18 protein-coding genes are annotated in these 19,084 nt (G+C 63.4%); 9 read left to right on the plus strand and 9 right to left on the minus strand.

Features of this window, described 5'->3' with window-relative positions; genetic code table 11:
* The first annotated feature begins 26 nt into the window (after window positions 1-26).
* Window positions 27-1,559, plus strand: coding sequence for an NADH-quinone oxidoreductase subunit M (gene nuoM / locus QN085_RS17275; protein ID WP_015271056.1), 1,533 nt, complete (start codon window positions 27-29; stop codon window positions 1,557-1,559).
* A gap of 7 nt (window positions 1,560-1,566) precedes the next feature.
* Window positions 1,567-3,036 carry an NADH-quinone oxidoreductase subunit NuoN gene (nuoN, locus tag QN085_RS17280; protein WP_013973390.1) on the plus strand — a complete coding sequence of 490 codons (1,470 nt, stop codon included), beginning with the start codon at window positions 1,567-1,569 and terminating at the stop codon, window positions 3,034-3,036.
* Window positions 3,037-3,114: 78 nt separating this feature from the next.
* Here the strand turns inward: nuoN and QN085_RS17285 are convergent, their stop codons facing one another.
* Window positions 3,115-3,378 (minus strand): Ogr/Delta-like zinc finger protein, encoded by a 264-nt coding sequence (locus tag QN085_RS17285; protein ID WP_023662582.1) that lies wholly within the window; start codon window positions 3,376-3,378, stop codon window positions 3,115-3,117.
* Window positions 3,379-3,578: 200 nt separating this feature from the next.
* Between QN085_RS17285 and QN085_RS17290 the strand changes: the two genes are divergently transcribed.
* Window positions 3,579-3,971, plus strand: a complete 393-nt coding sequence (locus QN085_RS17290; protein ID WP_003261013.1) for a helix-turn-helix domain-containing protein — start codon at window positions 3,579-3,581, stop codon at window positions 3,969-3,971.
* On the opposite strand, the gene QN085_RS17295 is transcribed toward QN085_RS17290, so the two are convergent.
* From QN085_RS17295 to QN085_RS17305, 3 genes are read right to left on the minus strand one after another with little or no spacing between them, the layout of a single operon-like run.
* The gene (locus QN085_RS17295) at window positions 3,968-4,330 is read right to left on the minus strand and encodes a hypothetical protein (RefSeq protein WP_023662583.1); all 363 of its coding nucleotides are present in this window, start codon (window positions 4,328-4,330) and stop codon (window positions 3,968-3,970) included. The two genes, QN085_RS17290 and QN085_RS17295, sit on opposite strands and share 4 nt — an antisense overlap.
* On the minus strand, window positions 4,323-4,670 hold the full coding sequence (locus QN085_RS17300) for a head completion/stabilization protein (RefSeq protein WP_023662584.1): 348 nt from the start codon (window positions 4,668-4,670) through the stop codon (window positions 4,323-4,325). The genes QN085_RS17295 and QN085_RS17300 overlap by 8 nt, the downstream gene beginning before the upstream one ends.
* An 11-nt stretch (window positions 4,671-4,681) precedes the next feature.
* Window positions 4,682-4,930 carry a helix-turn-helix domain-containing protein gene (locus tag QN085_RS17305; protein ID WP_003261017.1) on the minus strand — a complete coding sequence of 83 codons (249 nt, stop codon included), beginning with the start codon at window positions 4,928-4,930 and terminating at the stop codon, window positions 4,682-4,684.
* Between the two features lie 220 nt (window positions 4,931-5,150).
* Here QN085_RS17305 and QN085_RS17310 point away from each other — a divergent pair, with 220 nt between their 5' ends.
* Window positions 5,151-7,223 (plus strand): TonB-dependent receptor family protein, encoded by a 2,073-nt coding sequence (locus QN085_RS17310; RefSeq protein ID WP_023662585.1) that lies wholly within the window; start codon window positions 5,151-5,153, stop codon window positions 7,221-7,223.
* 171 nt (window positions 7,224-7,394) lie between these two features.
* Here QN085_RS17310 and chrR read toward each other — a convergent pair whose 3' ends face one another.
* Complete coding sequence (chrR, locus tag QN085_RS17315; RefSeq protein ID WP_003261018.1) at window positions 7,395-7,955, minus strand: class I chromate reductase ChrR; 561 nt, start codon at window positions 7,953-7,955, stop codon at window positions 7,395-7,397.
* Between the two features lie 156 nt (window positions 7,956-8,111).
* On the opposite strand from chrR, the gene QN085_RS17320 reads away from it, so the two are divergent.
* Window positions 8,112-8,330, plus strand: coding sequence for a hypothetical protein (locus QN085_RS17320; RefSeq protein ID WP_003261019.1), 219 nt, complete (start codon window positions 8,112-8,114; stop codon window positions 8,328-8,330).
* Here the strand turns inward: QN085_RS17320 and QN085_RS17325 are convergent.
* The 4 genes from QN085_RS17325 to QN085_RS17340 form a co-directional block, all read right to left on the minus strand.
* Window positions 8,314-10,563, minus strand: coding sequence for an Orn/Lys/Arg family decarboxylase (locus tag QN085_RS17325; protein ID WP_024087408.1), 2,250 nt, complete (start codon window positions 10,561-10,563; stop codon window positions 8,314-8,316). The two genes, QN085_RS17320 and QN085_RS17325, sit on opposite strands and share 17 nt — an antisense overlap.
* Window positions 10,564-10,702: 139 nt before the next feature.
* Complete coding sequence (gene dnaQ / locus QN085_RS17330) at window positions 10,703-11,461, minus strand: DNA polymerase III subunit epsilon (protein ID WP_013973398.1); 759 nt, start codon at window positions 11,459-11,461, stop codon at window positions 10,703-10,705.
* A 51-nt stretch (window positions 11,462-11,512) separates the two neighbouring features.
* Window positions 11,513-11,959, minus strand: coding sequence for a ribonuclease HI (gene rnhA / locus QN085_RS17335; protein WP_003261021.1), 447 nt, complete (start codon window positions 11,957-11,959; stop codon window positions 11,513-11,515).
* 13 nt (window positions 11,960-11,972) lie between these two features.
* Complete coding sequence (locus QN085_RS17340) at window positions 11,973-12,746, minus strand: class I SAM-dependent methyltransferase (RefSeq protein WP_013973399.1); 774 nt, start codon at window positions 12,744-12,746, stop codon at window positions 11,973-11,975.
* An 85-nt stretch (window positions 12,747-12,831) separates the two neighbouring features.
* Here QN085_RS17340 and gloB point away from each other — a divergent pair, with 85 nt between their 5' ends.
* From gloB to QN085_RS17360, 4 genes are all read left to right on the plus strand, one after another.
* The gene (gloB, locus tag QN085_RS17345; protein ID WP_023662560.1) at window positions 12,832-13,611 is read left to right on the plus strand and encodes a hydroxyacylglutathione hydrolase; all 780 of its coding nucleotides are present in this window, start codon (window positions 12,832-12,834) and stop codon (window positions 13,609-13,611) included.
* Window positions 13,612-13,711: 100 nt separating this feature from the next.
* Entirely contained in the window at window positions 13,712-15,142 is a 1,431-nt protein-coding gene (locus QN085_RS17350) for a lytic transglycosylase domain-containing protein (protein ID WP_013973401.1), read from the plus strand.
* A 279-nt stretch (window positions 15,143-15,421) separates the two neighbouring features.
* Entirely contained in the window at window positions 15,422-17,251 is a 1,830-nt protein-coding gene (locus tag QN085_RS17355) for an extracellular solute-binding protein (RefSeq protein ID WP_024087409.1), read from the plus strand.
* Window positions 17,248-19,083: an extracellular solute-binding protein gene (locus QN085_RS17360; protein ID WP_024087410.1), complete on the plus strand. Its 1,836-nt coding sequence runs from the start codon at window positions 17,248-17,250 to the stop codon at window positions 19,081-19,083. The genes QN085_RS17355 and QN085_RS17360 overlap by 4 nt, the downstream gene beginning before the upstream one ends.
* The last annotated feature ends 1 nt before the right edge of the window (window position 19,084 follow it).

Below are 19,084 nucleotides of genomic sequence, written 5' to 3' on the forward strand. Positions count from 1 at the left end.
ACCCTGCAAAAGGAAACGAACCCGTCATGATTTTGCCTTGGCTGATCCTGATCCCCTTCATCGGCGGCTTCCTGTGCTGGCTGGGTGAGCGCTTCGGCGCCACCCTGCCGCGCTGGATCGCGCTGCTGACCATGTCCCTTCTGCTCGGCATCGGCCTGTGGCTGTGGGGTAACGGCGACTACACCCTGGCACCCGCTCCGGGCGCCGAGCCTGCCTGGGCCCTGGAATACAAAGTCCAGTGGATCCAGCGTTTCGGCATCAGCATCCACCTGGCCCTCGACGGCCTGTCGCTGCTGATGATCCTGCTCACCGGCCTGCTCGGTGTGCTGTCGGTACTGTGTTCCTGGAAAGAGATCCAGCGTCACGTCGGCTTCTTCCACCTCAACCTGATGTGGATCCTTGGCGGCGTGGTCGGTGTGTTCCTGGCCCTGGACCTGTTCCTGTTCTTCTTCTTCTGGGAAATGATGCTGGTGCCGATGTACTTCCTCATCGCGCTCTGGGGTCACAGCTCGTCGGACGGCAAGAAGACCCGGATCTACGCGGCGACCAAGTTCTTCATCTTCACCCAGGCCAGCGGCCTGATCATGCTGGTGGCGATCCTCGGCCTGGTGCTGGTCAACTACACCAACACCGGCGTGATCACCTTCAACTACAGCGACCTGCTCAAGGCCGAACTGCCAGCCGGTACCGAATACCTGCTGATGCTGGGCTTCTTCATCGCCTTCGCGGTGAAGCTGCCGGTGGTGCCGTTCCACTCCTGGCTGCCTGACGCTCACGCCCAGGCACCGACCGCAGGTTCCGTGGACCTGGCCGGTATCTTGCTGAAGACTGCGGCCTACGGCCTGCTGCGCTTCGCCCTGCCGCTGTTCCCGAACGCTTCGGCCGAGTTTGCGCCAATCGCCATGACCCTGGGCCTGATCGGTATCTTCTACGGTGCCTTCCTGGCCTTTGCGCAAACCGACATCAAGCGCCTGGTCGCCTTCTCCAGCGTCTCGCACATGGGCTTCGTGCTGATCGGTATCTATTCCGGCAGCCAGCAAGCCCTGCAAGGCGCGGTGATCCAGATGCTGGCCCACGGCCTGTCCGCTGCCGCGCTGTTCATCCTGGCCGGCCAGCTGTACGAGCGCTTGCACACCCGTGACATGCGCCAGATGGGTGGCCTGTGGCACCGCATCGCCTACCTGCCAGCCATCAGCCTGTTCTTCGCCGCCGCCTCCCTGGGCCTGCCCGGTACAGGCAACTTCGTCGGCGAGTTCCTGATCCTGATCGGCAGCTTCGCCAGCGTGCCTTGGATCACTGTGATCGCCACCACTGGCCTGGTGTTCGGTTCGGTGTACTCGCTGATCATGATCCACCGCGCCTACTTCGGCCCGGCCAAGACCGACACCGTGCTGGCCGGCATGGACGGACGCGAACTGATCATGGTCCTGGGTCTGGCGGTACTGCTGATCCTGCTGGGCGTGTATCCGCAGCCGTTCCTCGACACCTCTGCCGCCACCATGAGTGGTGTGCAGCAGTGGCTCGGTTCCGCTTTCACTCAACTCGCTTCGGCCCGGTAAGAGCGCTATGGAATTCACCACTCAACACTTCATCGCATTGGCGCCGATGCTGATCACCACCATCACCACGGTGGTGGTGATGCTGGCGATCGCCTGGAAGCGCAACCACTCGCAGACCTTCCTGCTGTCCACCGTGGGCCTGAACCTGGCCCTGCTGTCGATCCTGCCGGCGCTGAAGGTTGCGCCGCTGGCGGTCACCCCGCTGATCACCATCGACAAGTTCGCCTGCCTGTACATGGCGATCATCCTGGTGGCGACGCTGGCCTGCGTCACCCTTGCCCACGCCTACCTCGGCGAAGGCTCCAAGGGTTTCCCGGGCAACCGTGAAGAACTGTACCTGCTGCTGCTGATGTCGGCCCTCGGTGGCCTGGTGCTGGTCAGCGCCAACCACCTGGCCGGCCTGTTCATCGGCCTGGAGCTGCTGTCGGTACCGGTCTATGGCCTGGTGGCGTATGCCTTCTTCAACAAGCGCTCGCTGGAAGCCGGCATCAAGTACATGGTGCTGTCGGCCGCAGGCTCGGCCTTCCTGCTGTTCGGCATGGCCTTGCTGTACGCCGACGCCGGCAGCCTGAGCTTCGACCAGATCGGCAAGGCCCTGGCCGCCACCAGCATGCCAAGCCTGGTGGCCCAGCTGGGCCTGGGCATGATGCTGGTCGGCCTGGCCTTCAAACTGTCGCTGGTACCGTTCCACCTGTGGACCCCGGACGTGTACGAAGGCGCCCCGGCACCGGTCGCCGCCTTCCTGGCAACCGCCAGCAAGGTTGCGGTGTTCGCCGTTGTCGTGCGTCTGTTCATGCTCTCCCCTGCTGCCAGCAGCGGCGCGCTGAGCACCGTACTGGCGGTGATTGCCGTGGCCTCGATCCTGATCGGCAACCTGCTGGCACTGACCCAGAGCAACCTCAAGCGCCTGCTCGGTTACTCGTCCATCGCCCACTTCGGTTACCTGGTCATCGCCCTGGTCGCCAGCAAGGGCCTGGCCCTGGAAGCCATGGGCGTGTACCTGGTCACCTACGTGATCACCAGCCTGGGCGCCTTCGGTGTCATCACCCTGATGTCCTCGCCTTACGGCGGCCGTGACGCCGATGCACTGTACGAGTACCGCGGCCTGTTCTGGCGCCGTCCGTACCTGACTGCGGTACTGACCGTGATGATGCTGTCGCTGGCGGGTATCCCGCTGACCGCCGGCTTCATCGGCAAGTTCTACATCATTGCCACTGGCGTCGAGTCGCACCTGTGGTGGCTGGTCGGTGCCCTGGTGATCGGTAGCGCCATCGGCGTCTACTACTACCTGCGCGTCATGGTCACCCTGTACCTGGTCGAGCCGAACCTGCGTCGCCACGACGCCCCGCTGAAATGGGAACAGCGCACCGGCGGCGTCATGCTGCTGGCCATCGCCATTCTCGCCTTCGTGCTGGGTGTGTACCCGCAACCGCTGCTGGAAATGGTCCAGCAAGCCGGCCTGCAACTGATCGGCTGATCGCCCCGGTAAAACAAGACACCCCGCTTATGCGGGGTGTTTTTTTATCTGCACGCTTTTATCCGTGAGCATGAAGGCTTATTCACCAGGATTGTCCTGGACGGCCCCCGGCAGCGCTGCCTTGCGTAAATCACCGTTGGCCGAAGGCAGGTACACTTCCGGGTTGGGCATGCCGCTGGGCGAGAGCTCATGGGTCATCTCGAACTCGGCACGCACCGACCAGCCACAGGCCTCGTTGGTGCATTGCAAATAGGCGATCCGCAGGAAAATATGACGCCCTTCACTGGTGCGTATACGCATCCGGCTGTGGCAATGCGGGCAAACCAGCTTGTATGTACTCACGGCAAGTACCTGCAAGCATTGTTCGGGCTTACCTTCTGTGAGAATAGTCGTCCGGTTTTGTCAGTATTGGCTGCATATATAGGTGTATTCTTCAGTTTGATGCTTCTCATTGCAGGAATGCTCCTTAAAACGCAGGGCTGTATTCATAACGAGTAGTTTAAGCCCATGGAATATCATTAAACCAGTCATGGATATTAGTTATGAGTACCCACGTACTTGCTTCGGTGCTGACCAGGCTGAAGCTTCTGACCGCTACGGAATCTGACGCCGAGCTGTCCAGAGCGCTCTCGATCAGCCCGCAGACATTGAGCAGCTGGAAGGTGCGCGACAGCATTCCTTACTCACTTTGCATAGACATCGCCAGGCAGTATGCATGCTCACTGGACTGGCTTCTGCTGGGTGAGCCCGAACGACATCGCGCAGGCCTGGACGACGAAGGCTGGGAACAGGACATGCTCGCGCGCCTGCGCACCCTGTCGCTTGCCGATCGCCAAGCCGTTCTCCTGCTGGTTCAGGACAAGCAACGCATCCAGCAGCTGGAGCGGCAATTGAGCGCGCTGACCAGTCGCTCGCCCAATGCCGCCAGCGGCTAGCCCCGGCGGCGCCAGCGCTGGATGAGTTCGCGCGGGTCCAGCGTATCCAGCCAGACCATCACCTTGAGGCTGATGGGGATCACCACCACGGCAGCCACGAACCCCGCCATGCCACGGCTCAGCAAGGGCACCAGTGACGAAACCAGCGGCTCGAACAGGTGGCCAACCCCCACGGTCACGAACACCAGCAAGAGTTTCTTGCCCAGCGTCAGGCGCCTGGCCTTGTTGGTGATCAACCGGTCACGCGCCGCGCTCACCAACAAAGCCCCCAGCAGCGCGGCGAACAGGACATTGCCATCCACGCCCAGCAACTCCACCAGCGCCGGGGCCAGGCTGTCGACAACAGATTTTTCAGTCATGGGCAGCCCCTCGGTGTGCGGCGGGCAGGTAGGCGGTCGAGCCCAGGTTACGCATGACCGCGGCTTCGACAAAGCGGATGTAGCACACCTGCAATGCACGCCCGTGGTCATGCCCGGCCACATCCTCGAGGCGCTTGTAGCCCCGCTCTCGCAACACCGCGCGCCAGCGCGCGAATTCGCGTGCCGCGTCGATGGCAGCGCAGCGTGCGGCCACTTCCAGCACAGCCTCACTGACAGGCCGCTTCAGGTTCAGGCGCTCACGCAGCCTGTCCAGGTCTACCCGTGGCCAGAAGGGGTCATGGCAATCGGCATAACGCCGTAACCGAGGATCGTTGCCCATGCTTCATCCCCTCACTGCTCGGCCAGCATGCCGTAACGGATGGCCTTGATCACTGCAGCCACCCGTGTGGGCACATCGAATTTGCGCAGGATGTTCGACACATGGAAGTTCACCGTCGATTCCTTGCATTCTAGGATCTGGCCAATCTCCCACGAGCTCTTTCCGTAGGCACACCACAACAGCACTTGCCGTTCACGTGGCGTCAGGCGAACCGGGGCGTCCGCCAGGGGTTGCTGCGAATGTCGTGCGTTGTCAGTCATGTTTGAACTCCACGGGTGATTGAGCGAGGCATCGCTGCCGGTCTGCAATCACCTTACGAAGCGCGGGTCGCCCAGCTCCATCGCTGCGGCTTGTAAAGAACTTTCGTACAAAACCGTCTGACGAAGGTTGCGCGATATTTGTCGACTTTCCTCGTGCTCCAAGCGGCATTTCGCTCGTCTCAACGCCGTTGTCCATTCGCCTTTCGCCTGGAGTCGTACAATGCGTTGCGTTTTGCCCTCACCATCCTGCCTCGGCCTGCTGGCTGCTTTCGCTGCCTCCCAGCCCGCCCTGGCGGAACCTTCGGTCGAGTTGGGCCAGGTGCTGATCACCGATGAGGAGCAGAACGACCTGACCGCAGCCAGCGAACGCCTGCACGAAGTGCCGGGCGCAAGCAACCTGGTGGACATGCAGCGTGTAGGGCAAGGCCGGGTTGCCAGCAACCAGGATGTACTGGCCTACCAGCCCGGGGTGTTCGCGCAATCGGCGGGCAACGATGGCATCAAACTGTCGATCCGCGGTTCGGGCATCAACCGCGCACCGGGGGCCCACGGCTCCGGGGTCTACACGATGTTCGACGGCCTGCCCCTGACCGGCCCGGGCGGTACGCCCTACGAGCTGTTCGAGCCGCTGTGGCTGAGCCGTGCCGAAGTGCTGCGCGGCGCCAACGGCTTCGACCAGGGTTCCCTCGCCCTGGGCGGTGCGATCAACTACATCACCCACACCGGCTACGACGCCGCGCCGCTGCAGGTGCGCTACGAAGTCGGCAGCCGTGGCTACCAGCATCGGCACATCAGCTCGGGGCAGGTGCTGGGCAACCTCGACTACTACGTGGCCCTGACCGATTCGGAATATGACGGCTACCAGGCGCACAGCAGCGGCAGTGCCAAGGGTGTGGCGGCCAATGTCGGCTACCGCTTCAACCCGAACCTGGAAACCCGCTTCTACCTGCGCTACCGGGAAACCGAGAACGAGTTGGCCGGGCGCCTGACCAAGGAGCAGATCAAGCATCACCCACGCGCGGCCAACCCGGCCTACCTGGCCCGCGACGACAGCCGCCCGCAACCGGGCAGCACCTGGGTGGGCAACAAGACCACCTTCTACCTCGATGACGATGCGCGCCTGGAGGCCGGCCTGGTCTACCACGACTACCCGATGGACCTGCGCGAAGGCCCGATGCGCCTGAAGGTGGCCTATACCGATGTGAGCGGCACCTTGAACTACTTCCGCCGCGACACCCTGTTCGGCCACGAGAGCAAGACTACCGTCGGCTGGCGCACCACCAAGCACCTGCCCAACAGCGGTGCTTCACAGTTCACCCGCAATGGCGACGTGTTCGGTGAGCGCACCCGTGACTTCAGCTACCAGGGTTCGGACACCGTGCTGCATGTGGGCAATGACCTGGAGCTGGTACCGAACCTGTGGCTGACCACTGGCCTGGCGATGATCTATACCCGCCGTGAAAGTGATGTCACTTACCCCGCCGAGGGCGGCAAGGTGAGCATGCATGACTGGGACTACGCGCCACGCCTGGGGCTGCGCTATGACATCAGCCCGGACCTGCAGGTGTACGGCAACCTGAGCCGCTCGGTAGAGCCGCCACACCCGTGGTCGCTGATCTGGAGCTCGCCCAGCGTAGGCGGCAAGCAAATCCAGCCGATCGAGATGCAGAACCAGACCGCCACAACCCTGGAGCTGGGCGCGCGTGGCGACTCGGCGGTTGGCCGCTGGGACCTGGCCTGGTACTACTCGCAGGTGCGCCATGAACTGCTGGCCGTGGAAGTGGTGCCCAACTTCACTTCGGAATTCAACGCCAGCCCCACCGTGCACCAGGGCGTGGAAGCCGGCCTCGACAGCACCCTTTGGGAGCGCGCTGGTACTGGCAAGCTGAGCCTGCGACAGGCCTATACCTTCAGTGATTTCCACTACCTCGATGACGACAAGTTCGGTGACAACCGCCTGCCGGGCATCCCGATGCACTACTACCAGGCCGAGTTGCGCTATGACTGGCCGAGCGGCTTCTATGCCGGGGTGAATACGCAGATGGCGTCGAAGGTGCAGGTTGACTACGCCAACAGCTACCACGCCGATGAATATGCCTTGCTCGGCGCACGCCTGGGCTGGGATTCACCGAAGCAGGACTGGCAGACCTGGCTGGACCTGCGCAACCTGACCAACAAGCGCTATGCGGCGACGGTGACCCCCACCTACGACGATGCAGGCCTGGATAAAGCCCGTTCGACACCGGGCGAAGGCTTTGCCGTGTATGCCGGGGTTTCCTACAGCTTCCGCTAGGCCGCTGTGCACAGCTTTTTGTAGGAGCGGCCTTGTGTCGCGAAAGGGCTGCGCAGCAGCCCCGGCAATTTATGTTGCGAAGCTGAAATCCTGGGGCTGCTGCGCAGCCCTTTCGCGACACAAGGCGCTCCTACAGGGTTCGTGCGCTCAGCGATAATTGCTCAAGGCAGGTCAAACCGCCCTGTTCAACTTCACCCAGGAAGCAAACTTGTCGATAAACGCCTGCAAGAACGGCCGGGTCTTGTCATTGAGCTTGCCCGAATCCTCGAACAGGCTAGCCGCACCACCGATGTAGGCCTCGGGCATCTGCATGCATGGCATGTCCAGAAACACCAGCGACTGGCGCACGGCATGGTTGGCGCCAAAGCCACCAATGGCCCCAGGCGACACACTGACCACCGCCGCCGGCTTGCCACTCCAGGCGCTTTGCCCATAGGGCCGCGAGCCCACGTCGATGGCATTCTTCAGGCCGCCAGGTACCGAGCGGTTGTACTCCGGGGTGACGAACAGCACCGCATCACTGCGGCGGATCTCGTCGCGAAAACGCTTCCACGCTTCCGGCGCTGCTTCGGCCTCGACATCCTCGTTGTACAGCGGCAAATCGCCAATCTCGACGATCTTCAGGGCAAGGCTGGACGGCGCCAGCTCCGAGAGTGCGCGGGCGATCTTGCGGTTGTAGGAGTCCTTGCGCAAGCTACCGACGACAACCGCTACCGAATACACCTGGCTCATGGCAATTCCAACCTTTGCTGAGTAAAGGGACGTTGTAGTTATAGATGACCGTTCCTCGGCGCCTTGGTTTTTTTTCCACGGGGCGAAAACTTCCGACGCTGTTACACGGTCTATGCCTGCAGACATTTCCCACGCAATTCAGAGGTTTCCACCCAAATGGCAGCAGTAATGGTCGGCCAATTCCACGCCCGTGACGCCGAAGGCCGCATCTACCCCGTGCACGAGTTCCAGGAGTCGACCCTGCAAACCGACGGCAGCACGCTGGGCGCGCCCATCACCACCTATCGCCTGGCAATCGGCGACAAGGTCAACCATCTGGGTGAAAACCGCTTCGAACTGGCGCGCAGCGGCGTCGAGATCATTCGCATTCCTTGATGCAGTCCACCGTGTAGCGGCCGCTTTCATTCTGCAGGCCGTGCACGTCGGCGACGAAACCTGGGAAGCCCTGGTTGAACGCCCGGGCGAAGGCCAGGTAATCGACTATCGAGCGGGTCGCCTCGGTAAACCGCTCCCCCGGCATGATCAATGGAATACCAGGCGGGTACGGCACCAGCATCACCGCTGCCACCCGCCCCAGCAGCGCCTCGATCGGCACCGCCTCCACCTCACCGCGCACCATCTGGTCATAGGCCCGGGCCGGGCTCACGGCTACCTCCGGCAAGCGCGTGAACAACCGTTTCAGTTGCTTGGCCGTGGCATTGGCGCGGTAGCAGCCATGCAACTGGTCGCACAGGTCGCGCAGGCCCATGCCCTGATAGCGTGAGGCATCGGCAGCCACCACGCTCGGCAGGCAGTTGCTCAGGGCGGTATTGCCATCATAGTGGCGTTTGAACTCCAGCAACTCGGTGAGCAAGGTGCTCCACTTGCCCTTGGTGATGCCCATGGAGAACAGCACCAGAAAGCTGTACAGGCCGGTTTTCTCCACCACCAGCCCCCGCTCCCAGAGAAACTTGCTGACCACTGCCGCCGGGATGCCATGCTCGCCCAGTGCACCGCCCGCGCTCAGGCCCGGCATCACCAGGGTCACCTTCAGCGGGTCGAGCAGCACATAGTCGTCCGCCACTTCGCCAAAGCCGTGCCACTCCGCCCCCGGCTGCAGCAGCCAGTCCTGCGCCGCCAGGCGGTGGATGCCTTCGGCGCTCGGCGGCTGCCAGATGCTGAACCACCAGTCGTCGGCGGCGATGTGCTCGCGCAGGTTGGCCAGGGCACGGCGAAAGCTCAGCGCCTCGTCGAACATTTCTTGCAGCAGCGAACGCCCGGCCGGGCCTTCCATCATGGTCGAGGCCACGTCCAGCGAAGCGAGGATGCTGTACTGCGGCGAGGTCGAGATGTGCATCATGAACGCTTCGTTGAAGCGGTCACGGTCCAGCTGGCGCCTGGCCCCGTCCTGCACATGAATCATCGAGGCCTGGCTGAACGCGGCCAGCAGCTTGTGGGTGGAATGGGTGCTGATCACCAGCGGGCTGTCTGCCGCGCAGGCCGTGCCCATGGCATAGCGCCCGGTAAAGAACTCGTGGAATGCCGCATAGGCGAACCAGGCTTCGTCGAAGTGCAGCACCTCGACACTGGCGCCCAGGGTCTGCTTGATCAGCCCGGCGTGGTAGCACAGGCCGTCGTAGGTGGAGTTGGTCACCACCGCCAGCTTGATGCGCTGCCCGCGATCGCGGGCAAGAGGGTTGGCCTGGATCTTCGCCTGGATCGCCTCGGGGCTGAACTCGCTGAGCGGGATCGGGCCGATGATCCCGAGTTCGTTGCGCTCGGGGCACAAATAGAGGGGAATGGCACCGGTCATGATGATCGCATGCACCACCGACTTGTGGCAGTTGCGGTCCACCAGCACCAGGTCGTCGCGGCCGACCATGGCGTGCCAGACGATCTTGTTGGCCGTGGAGGTGCCGTTGATGACGAAAAAGGTGTGGTCGGCGCCAAAGTTGCGCGCAGCCCTGGCTTCGGCTTCGGCCAAGGGGCCGGTGTGATCGAGCAGCGAGCCCAGCTCGGGCACGGAAACGGACAGGTCCGAGCGTAGGGTGTTTTCCCCGAAGAACTGGTGAAAGGCCTGGCCCACTGGGCTTTTGCGATAGGCCACGCCGCCGCCGTGCCCCGGGGTGTGCCAGGAATAATTGGACTGCGCGGTGTGCTGCACCAGGGCCTTGAAGAACGGCGGCAGCAGGCCGTCCAGGTAGATATGTGCGGCACGCGCCACCTGGCGCGCAAGAAACGGCACGGTGTCTTCGAACAGGTAGAGGATGCCCCGCAACTGGTTGAGCTCGCTCATGGCTTCGGCGGGGGCGTTTTCCAGGGTCACCTGTTCGCCCAAGGCGAAAATCGGCAGGTTGGGGGCGCGCAGGCGGGCCAGGCGGATCAGCTCGGCCATGTTCTGCAGCAGGTGGGTATTCTCGCCGACGCCCTCGGCGGCAATCAGCATGCAGGCCAGGCCATGGTGGGTGGCAGCGACAAGGCAGGCCTCGGCATGGTCGGCGGCGGCGAGGATGGCAAAGCCGTCCTGGCGCAGTTCCTCGGCGATGCCCCGCACACGCTCGCCAGCGACGCTGTCAACCTTGATGGCGCGGTGCACGATGAGGATGGGGAACTTGAGGTCCTTGTACATCAGGTGGCTACCTCCGAAGGACATGGCGTCCATTTCAGGGTAGTAGAACCTGTGTGGTCAGGGCCGGCATCGCCTTCAAGACATGCGCAGGATCTGTAGGAGCGGGTTCACCCGCGAAAGGGCCGGAGCAGGCGAAAGATCAACCAACAGGTGTCTCGGTCAGAGCCTGCCACATGGATGGCCCACCCGCCGACTTGGCAATGGCCGCCAGGCGCTCGGCATGCGCCTCCAGCTCCTCGGCACTGGCCATGATCACCCGCCCGGGCACACGCCCGGTAATACGGCGAATCTCGCTGCCACCAGCACCCGTCCCTTCATCCCCGGCTTCTGCCCCATGCGCGGCCAGCGACAGGCTGGTCTGGCCACCGGTCATTGCCAGGTAGACGTCAGCCAGCAATTCCGAGTCGAGCAATGCGCCATGCAGCTCACGGCCCGAGTTGTCGATATCGTAGCGTTTGCACAGCGCATCCAGGCTGTTGCGCTGCCCCGGGTGGCGCGCGCGCGCCAGCAGCAGGGTGTCGAGGATGGTGCAGTGCTGCGAAATGTCCGCGCGGTCCTGCTGGCCCAGCAAGGCAAATTCGTTGTTGATGAAGCCAACGTCGAACGCCGCGTTGTGGATGACCAGCGTAGCGCCCTGGATGAACTCGAAGAACTCCTCTGCGACATCGCCAAAGCGTGGCTTGCCGACCAGGAAGGCATCGGTGATGCCGTGGACGTTGATGGCGCCCTCGTCACTCTCGCGGTCTGGCTGCAGGTAGACGTGGAAGTGCCGCCCGGTCAGGCGCCGGCCGATGACCTCGACACAGCCGATCTCGATGATCCGGTGGCCTTCGCTGACCGGCATACCCGTGGTTTCGGTATCGAGAATGACGAACCGTTTATCTTGCTGCTGCTCCACGCGGGGCGCTCCAACTTGCATCAGTTACAAAGGCCGGAATTGTACCCCAGCTCAACGCTTGGCGCGCACTTCATCGACCCCACGGTTGGCCAGCTGGTCGGCGCGTTCGTTGCCGGGGTGGCCGATATGCCCGCGCACCCACTTCCAGGTCACCTTGTGGCGGTTGACCTGCTCATCCAGCTGCTGCCACAGGTCGGCGTTCTTCACCGGCTCCTTGGCCGCGGTTTTCCAGCCGCGCTTCTTCCAGTTGGTCATCCATTCGTTGATGCCCTTCATCACGTACTGCGAGTCGGTGGTCAGCACCACTTCGCATTCGCGCTTCAGCGCCATCAAGCCCTGGATCGCGGCCATCAGTTCCATGCGGTTGTTGGTGGTTTCGCGTTCGCCGCCCCACAGTTCCTTCTCGACGCCCTTGTAGATCATAAGGACGCCCCAGCCGCCAGGGCCAGGGTTGCCCTTGCAGGCACCATCGGTAAACATCTCGACGCTTTCGCTCATGTACCACTCATGTTCAGTGCTTTTCAGTATCCGGGTTGGCCGCCGTGCGGTTGACCTTGGCCAGGGGCAGCGGCAGCAGCTTGCCCATCGGCTCGCGACGCTCCTGGCGCAACGGCCGCAGGCCCACCACCATCTTGCGTGCTACCAGCAGGTACACACCGCCACCGGAACTCTGCCAGCCGCCAGCCACCCGTTCCCAGCCCGCCAGGCGCTGCTGCCAGGCCGGTGAGGCAAGCGGCGGACGATAGCACCCGAAGCGGCGTTTCTCCAGCGCGAAGCCCAGCAGGTTGAGCCAGTCGCCCACCCGTGACGGCGAGATGCAACGGGCCTTGCGCAAGGCCCCATGGCTGAAGAAATGGCGCATGCCCCAGCTGCTCCAGGGGTTGATCCCGACGATCAGCAGGTGCCCGCCAGGGCGCACGGCGCTGGCCGCCTCGCGCAGCAGGCCGTGGGGCGAAAGGCAGAAATCCAGGCCATGCTGCAGCACCACCACGTCGGCGGCGTGCTCGCTCAGCGGCCAGGCCTGCTCCTCGCAGACAATCTCCACCCCCGGCAGCGGCGCACCGAGGCGCACGTTGCGCTGCACCTGGGGCGCGCTGGGCGGTGGCTCGGCGCAGGGCCCGTAGTGCACAAGGTAACCCCCGAAGAAGCGCCCGAGCTCTTCTTCCAGCAGTTTTTCCTCCTCCCTGAGCATCAGTTGGCCGAGTGGGCCGTTGAACCACTCACGGGCCAGGCTGATCAGCTTGACCCAGTCCGGGTCGGCCTGGGCAAAGGCTTGGTCGGTCATTGCGCTCTCCCTCGAAGGTTCTCGCACCGCGCCATCGCGGATAAGATGCCTTCATGTGCCACGCTAGGCGAATCGGATCCGCACCATGATACAGATCGATGCTCTCCCCGCTTTCTCCGACAACTACATCTGGTTGTTACAGGATACTGCCAAACGCCGCTGCGCGGTGGTCGATCCGGGTGACGCCGGCCCAGTGGAACGCTGGCTGTCGGCCAACCCCGGCTGGGAACTGAGCGACATCCTGGTCACCCACCACCACAACGACCACGTCGGCGGCGTGGAACGGCTCAAGCAACTGACCGGCGCGCGGGTCTGCGGCCCGGCCCACGAGCGCATTCCCTGCCGTGACCTGGCGCTGGACGAAGGTGACCAGGTGACCGTGCTGGGCGTGACCTTCCAAGTGCTGGCCGTGCCCGGCCATACCCTGGGGCACATCGCCTTGTTCAGCGACCAGCCGGCAACGCCGGTGCTGTTCAGTGGCGACACGCTGTTCGCCGCCGGTTGCGGGCGCATGTTCGAAGGCACCCCCGAACAGATGCAGCCAGCCCTCGCCCGCCTGGCAGCCCTGCCAGAGCAGACCGAGGTGTACTGCGCCCACGAATACACCCTTAGCAACCTGCGTTTCGCCAAGGCGGTGGAGCCCGAGAACCCGCACGTTCAGCAGCGGTTCGAGGACGTTACCCGTTTGCGTGCCGACAATCGCATCACATTGCCATCAACGATCGGTCTGGAGCGTCTGACCAACCCCTTCCTGCGCACCTCTGAAACATTAGTTAAACAAAAAGCAGACGAATGGAAGGGACATTCAAACCCCTCGCATGTCGCTGTTTTTGCTGCCTTGAGGTCTTGGAAGGACACCTTCTGATAACCTCAAGATATATCGCAAGCGATGGTCAAAGGTTGACCAGGCCCGGAGCGGTTTCTAGAATCGCCGAAATTTTTCGCCCGGAAACCTGTGTCAGCCGATGTCTTCACGTAGCCGCAGAACCTCTCATTCCGTCGCCCTGACGCGCCTGGCCCAAATCAGTGCGCTGGCCCTGGCCGCCACTTTGGTGGGCTGCCAGAGCACCCGTCAGCTCGACGAATCCGATAGCGTTCGCGCGCACAACTACCAGGCGCGGATCAAGCACAAGCCTTCACCGCTGCTGGTAAAGCCGGCCGAACAGGCACCGCAGGACGTGTGGGAACGCATGCGCCAGGGCTTCGCCCTGCAGGACAACATCGACGTCAACCCGCGCATCGAACAGCAGCGCCTGTGGTTCGCCAGCAATCCAAGCTTCATCGAAAGCGCCGGCGAGCGTGGCAGCCTCTACCTGCACTACATCGTCGAGCGCCTCGAAGAACGCGACATGCCGCTGGAGCTGGCCCTGCTGCCAGCCATCGAAAGCGCCTACAACCCGATGGCCTACTCGCGCGCCCATGCCGCGGGCATGTGGCAGTTCATTCCGTCCACCGGTCGTCACTTCAACCTGCGCCAGACCAACTTCTACGATGGCCGTCGCGACGTGACCGCCTCGACCAACGCCGCACTGGACTACCTCAGCCGCCTGCACGACATGTTCAACGGCGACTGGTTGCTGGCCCTGGCTGCCTACAACGCCGGCGAAGGCACGGTCAGCCGAGCCATAGAGCGCAACGAGCGGCTCGGCCTGCCCACCGACTACTGGAACCTGCCGCTGCCGCAGGAAACCCGCGACTACGTGCCCAAGCTGCTGGCCCTGTCGCAGGTGGTACTCACGCCGCAAGCCTATGGCGTGAACCTGAACCCGATCGCCAACGAACCCTACTTCGAGGCGGTGGCCATCAACGACCGCCTGGACCTGTCGCGGGTAGCGGCCTTCGCCAACATCGACGAGGACGAGCTGATCCAGCTCAACCCGGCATTCAAGAAGCGCATGACCGTGGACGGCCCGCAGCAGCTGCTGGTACCCACTGCCAAGGCGCAGCTGCTGAGCGACAGCCTGTCCAACCTCAAACCCGAGCAGCTGGTCAGCCTGCAGCCGAACAAGGCCGTATTCGCCCGCGCCGTGGCCGAAGCCAAGGCCCCTGTGGCGGCGCGCAGCTACCGGGTCAAGCGCGGCGACAACCTGGGCGCCATCGCCAAGGCCAACCGCGTTTCGGTCAAGGACATCAAGCGCTGGAACCGTCTCTCCGGCAACAACGTGCGCGCTGGCCAGGTTCTGGCCCTGCGCGGCGGCAGCGCGCCGAGCGCTGCTGGCAATCGGGTAGCCGCCTCCGGGCAGCGCTCCACGCAGTACAAGGTACGCAAAGGCGATTCGCTGTACCTGGTGGCCAAGCGCTTCAACGTGGAAATGAAACACCTCAAGCGCTGGAACCCGCGCAGCGGCCATGCCCTGAAGCCAGGCCAGACCCTGACCGTCTACCTCTCGCATTGATACGAAGCCCGGGGTCTTTGCGCGGCCCTGTGGGAGCGGCCTTGTGTCGCGAAAGGGGCGCGAAGCGGCCCCAGGATTTCAGCTTCGCCGCGTAAACTGCCGGGGCTGCCATGCAGCCCTTTCGCGACGCAAGGCCGCTCCCACAGGTACCGCGTCACCCGCAGCGACCGGCAACTGGCTGAACCACTTGCCCCACCTTCAAAACCTCTCTTTTTCCAACCCCACCAAGCTGTTACTGTACCCCGATCAAAGCCCAACGCCTCTGGATCGGATGCCGACTTGATACGTCCCCTCCTGCTGTCTCTCAGCCTGGCCTTGAGCTTTCCCGCAGCCGCGATGGTGAGCGAAAGCCACGGATACGCGCAGTTCGGCACGCTCAAGTACCCAGCCACATTCACCCATTTCGACTGGGTCAACCCGCAAGCGCCCAAGGGCGGCACCTTGCGGGCGATGGCTTTCGGAACCTTCGACACCCTCAACCCCTACACCTTCAAGGGGTCGAGCCCGATTACCACGCCCAATTTCCAGCAGTACGGCATCAGCGAGCTGAACGAGCCGCTGATGGTCGGCACCGGCCAGTACGACCCGTCCGGCGACGAACCGACCTCCAGCTACGGCCTGATCGCCCGCTCGGTGGAGTACAGCGAGGACCGCAGCTGGGTGGTGTTCAACCTGCGCCCGGAGGCCCGCTGGCATGACGGCAAGCCGATCACCTCGGCAGACGTGGCCTTCTCCTACCGCACGCTGCTCAAGGATGGCCACCCGATCTACCGCACCAACCTGCAGGAAGTGCAGCGGGTGGACATCCTTGGCCCGCTGCGCATCCGCTTCGTATTCAAGCGCGCCGGCAACCCGCTGCTGATCCTGCGCCTGGGCGAAATGCCGGTGCTGCCCAAGCACTACTGGCAAAAGCGTGACTTCAAGGCCACCACCTTCGAGCCTCCACTGGGCAGCGGCCCTTACCGCATCACCCAGGTCCAGCCTGGGCGCCGGCTGGTGTTCGAACGGGTGAAGAACTACTGGGGCAAGGACCTGGCGGTGAACCGTGGCAAATACAACTTCAACCGCGTGGAATACGAGTTCTACCGCGACGCCACGGTCGCCTTCGAAGCGTTCAAGGCTGGCGAGTTCGACATCTATATCGAGCACCAGGCGAAGAACTGGGCCAACGGCTACAACTTCCCGGCCGTGCGCCGGGGCGAGGTGATCAAGGCGCAGATCCCGCACCGCATCCCCACGCAAACCCAAGGCCTGTTCATGAACAGCCGCCGGGCCACCTTCAGCGACCCACGGGTACGCCAGGCACTGGGGCTGATGCTCGACTTCGAGTGGACCAACCGCGCGCTGTTCAGCGGTGCCTACCGCCGCTCGACCAGCTACTACCCCAACAGCGAATTCGCCGCCACCGGCCTGCCCACCGGCAAGGAATGGCTGTTGCTGGCACCGTTTCGTGACCAGTTGCCGGCCAGCCTGTTCAGCGAACCCTACAAGGTCAGCCATACCGATGGCCGTGGCATCAACCGCCAGACCCTGCGCCAGGCCCTCGGCCTGCTCGCCGAGGCCGGCTGGAAGCTGAACGGCCAACGTCTGGTCGACAGCAAGGGCCAGCAGCTGCGCATGGAACTGCTGCTGGTAAACCCCAACCTTGAACGCATCCTGCAACCTTATGTCGAAAACCTGGCCAGCATCGGCATCGATGCGCGCTTGCGTACCGTGGACCGCGCCCAGTACAAACAACGCCTGGACCAGTTCGATTTCGACATGATTCTGATGACCCTGAACCAGACCCTGAGCCCGGGCCTCGAACAGTGGCTGTACTTCCACTCCAGCCAGGCAACCACCAAGGGCAGCAAGAACTATGCTGGGGTCAAGGACCCGGTGGTCGACCATCTGCTCGACACCCTGCTGGCCGCCCGCACCCGCGATGATCAGGTCGCCGCCGCCCGCGCCCTGGACCGCGTGCTCTCATGGCAGTACTACATGATCCCCAACTGGTACCTCGACAATCATCGCCTGGCCTACCGCAACCGGTTCGCCTTCGTCACCACGCCGCCCTACACCCTTGGGCTGAACAGCTGGTGGATCAAGACTTCGGAGAAAGCCCAATGACGCCAACGCACCGACTGCGCCGGTTGGCCGGCAGCCTGTTGCTTGCCTGCCTGAGCCTTCCCGCCCTGGCCGCACCGCAACACGCGCTCACCCTGTACGACGAGCCCCCAAAATACCCCGCCGACTTCAAGCACTTTGCCTACGTCAACCCTGACGCACCCAAGGGTGGAACCTTCCGCCAGTCCAGCTTCGGCGGCTTCGACAGCCTCAACCCGTTCATCAACAAGGGTGTGCCGGCCGAGAACATCGGCAGCATCTACGACACCCTGATGCGCCAGAGCCAGGACGAGCCGTTCACCGAGTACGGCCTGGTGGCCGGCAAGATCGAAAAAGCCCCGGACAACAGCTGGGTGCGCTTCTACCTGCGCCCCGAGGCACGCTTCCACGACGGCCACCCGATGCGCGCCGACGACGTGGTGTTCACCTTCAATGCCCTGATCAAGGACGGCGCGCCGCTGTACCGCCAGTACTATGCCGACGTCGCTGAAGTGGTCGCCGAAGACCCGCTGACGGTGCTGTTCACCTTCAAGCACAAGAACAACCGCGAGCTGCCGCTGATTCTCGGCCAGCTGCCGGTACTGCCCAAGCACTGGTACGAAAGCCGCGAGTTCAACCGCGGCAACCTGGAAATCCCGCTGGGCAGCGGCCCTTACAAGGTTGCCGAGGTCAAGGCCGGGCGCTCGGTGCGCTACGAGCGAGTCAAGGACTACTGGGCCAAGGACCTGCCGATCAACCGCGGCTTCTACAACTTCGACGTCATGACCTTCGACTCCTACCGCGACACCACCGTCGCCCTGGAAGCACTCAAGGCCGGGGCGTTCGACTATGCGCTGGAAGTCAGCGCGAAGAACTGGGCCACCGCCTACAACGTACCCGCCGTGCGCGATGGCCGCCTGATCAAGGAAGAGTTGCCCAACGGCAACCCCACGGGCATGCAGGGCTTCATCTTCAACATCCGCCGCCCGGTGTTCCAGGACGTGCGCGTGCGCCAGGCGCTGAGCCTGCTGCTGGACTACGAGTGGACCAACAAGCAGCTGTTCAACGGTGCCTACACCCGCACCGGCAGCTACTTCGAAAACTCGGAAATGGCCGCCCGCGGCCTGCCCAGCCCCAGCGAACTGAAAATCCTCGAACCGCTACGTGGCAAGGTCCCCGAGCAGGTATTCAGCGAAGCCTTCCGCAACCCGGTCAGCGACGGCAGCGGCATGATCCGCGAACAGCAGCGCCAGGCCTACAAGCTGCTGCAGGAAGCCGGCTGGAAAATCGTCGATGACAAGATGGTCGACGCCCAGGGCAAGCCGGTGAGCATCGAGTTCCTGCTGGCACAGACCGAGTTCGAACGCATCCTGCTGCCGTTCAAGCGCAACCTCGCCGACCTTGGCATCGACCTGAACATCCGCCGGGTCGACGTGTCCCAGTACATCACCCGCCTGCGCTCGCGCGACTACGACATGATCGTCGGTGGCTACCCGCAGTCCAACTCGCCGGGTAACGAGCAGCGCGAGTTCTGGTCCAGTGCCGCCGCCGACAACCCCGGCAGCCGCAACTTCATCGGCCTGCGAGACCCGGCCATCGACCAACTGGTGGAACAGCTGATCAATGCCGATTCGCGGCAGAGCCTGATCGACCACTGCCGGGCCCTCGACCGCGTGCTGCTGTGGGGCTACTACGTAATCCCCAACTGGCACATCAAGACCTGGCGCGTGGCCTACTGGAACCACATCGGCCACCCGGACGTCTCGCCCAAGTACGACATCGGCATCGACACCTGGTGGATCAAGCCCGGCGTAACCCCGGCCGCCAACGCAGCCGCTGCGGACGAGGCCGAATAAC

It is taken from the genome of Pseudomonas sp. M2(2023), assembly GCF_030263955.1.
Classification (GTDB): domain Bacteria; phylum Pseudomonadota; class Gammaproteobacteria; order Pseudomonadales; family Pseudomonadaceae; genus Aquipseudomonas; species Aquipseudomonas asiatica.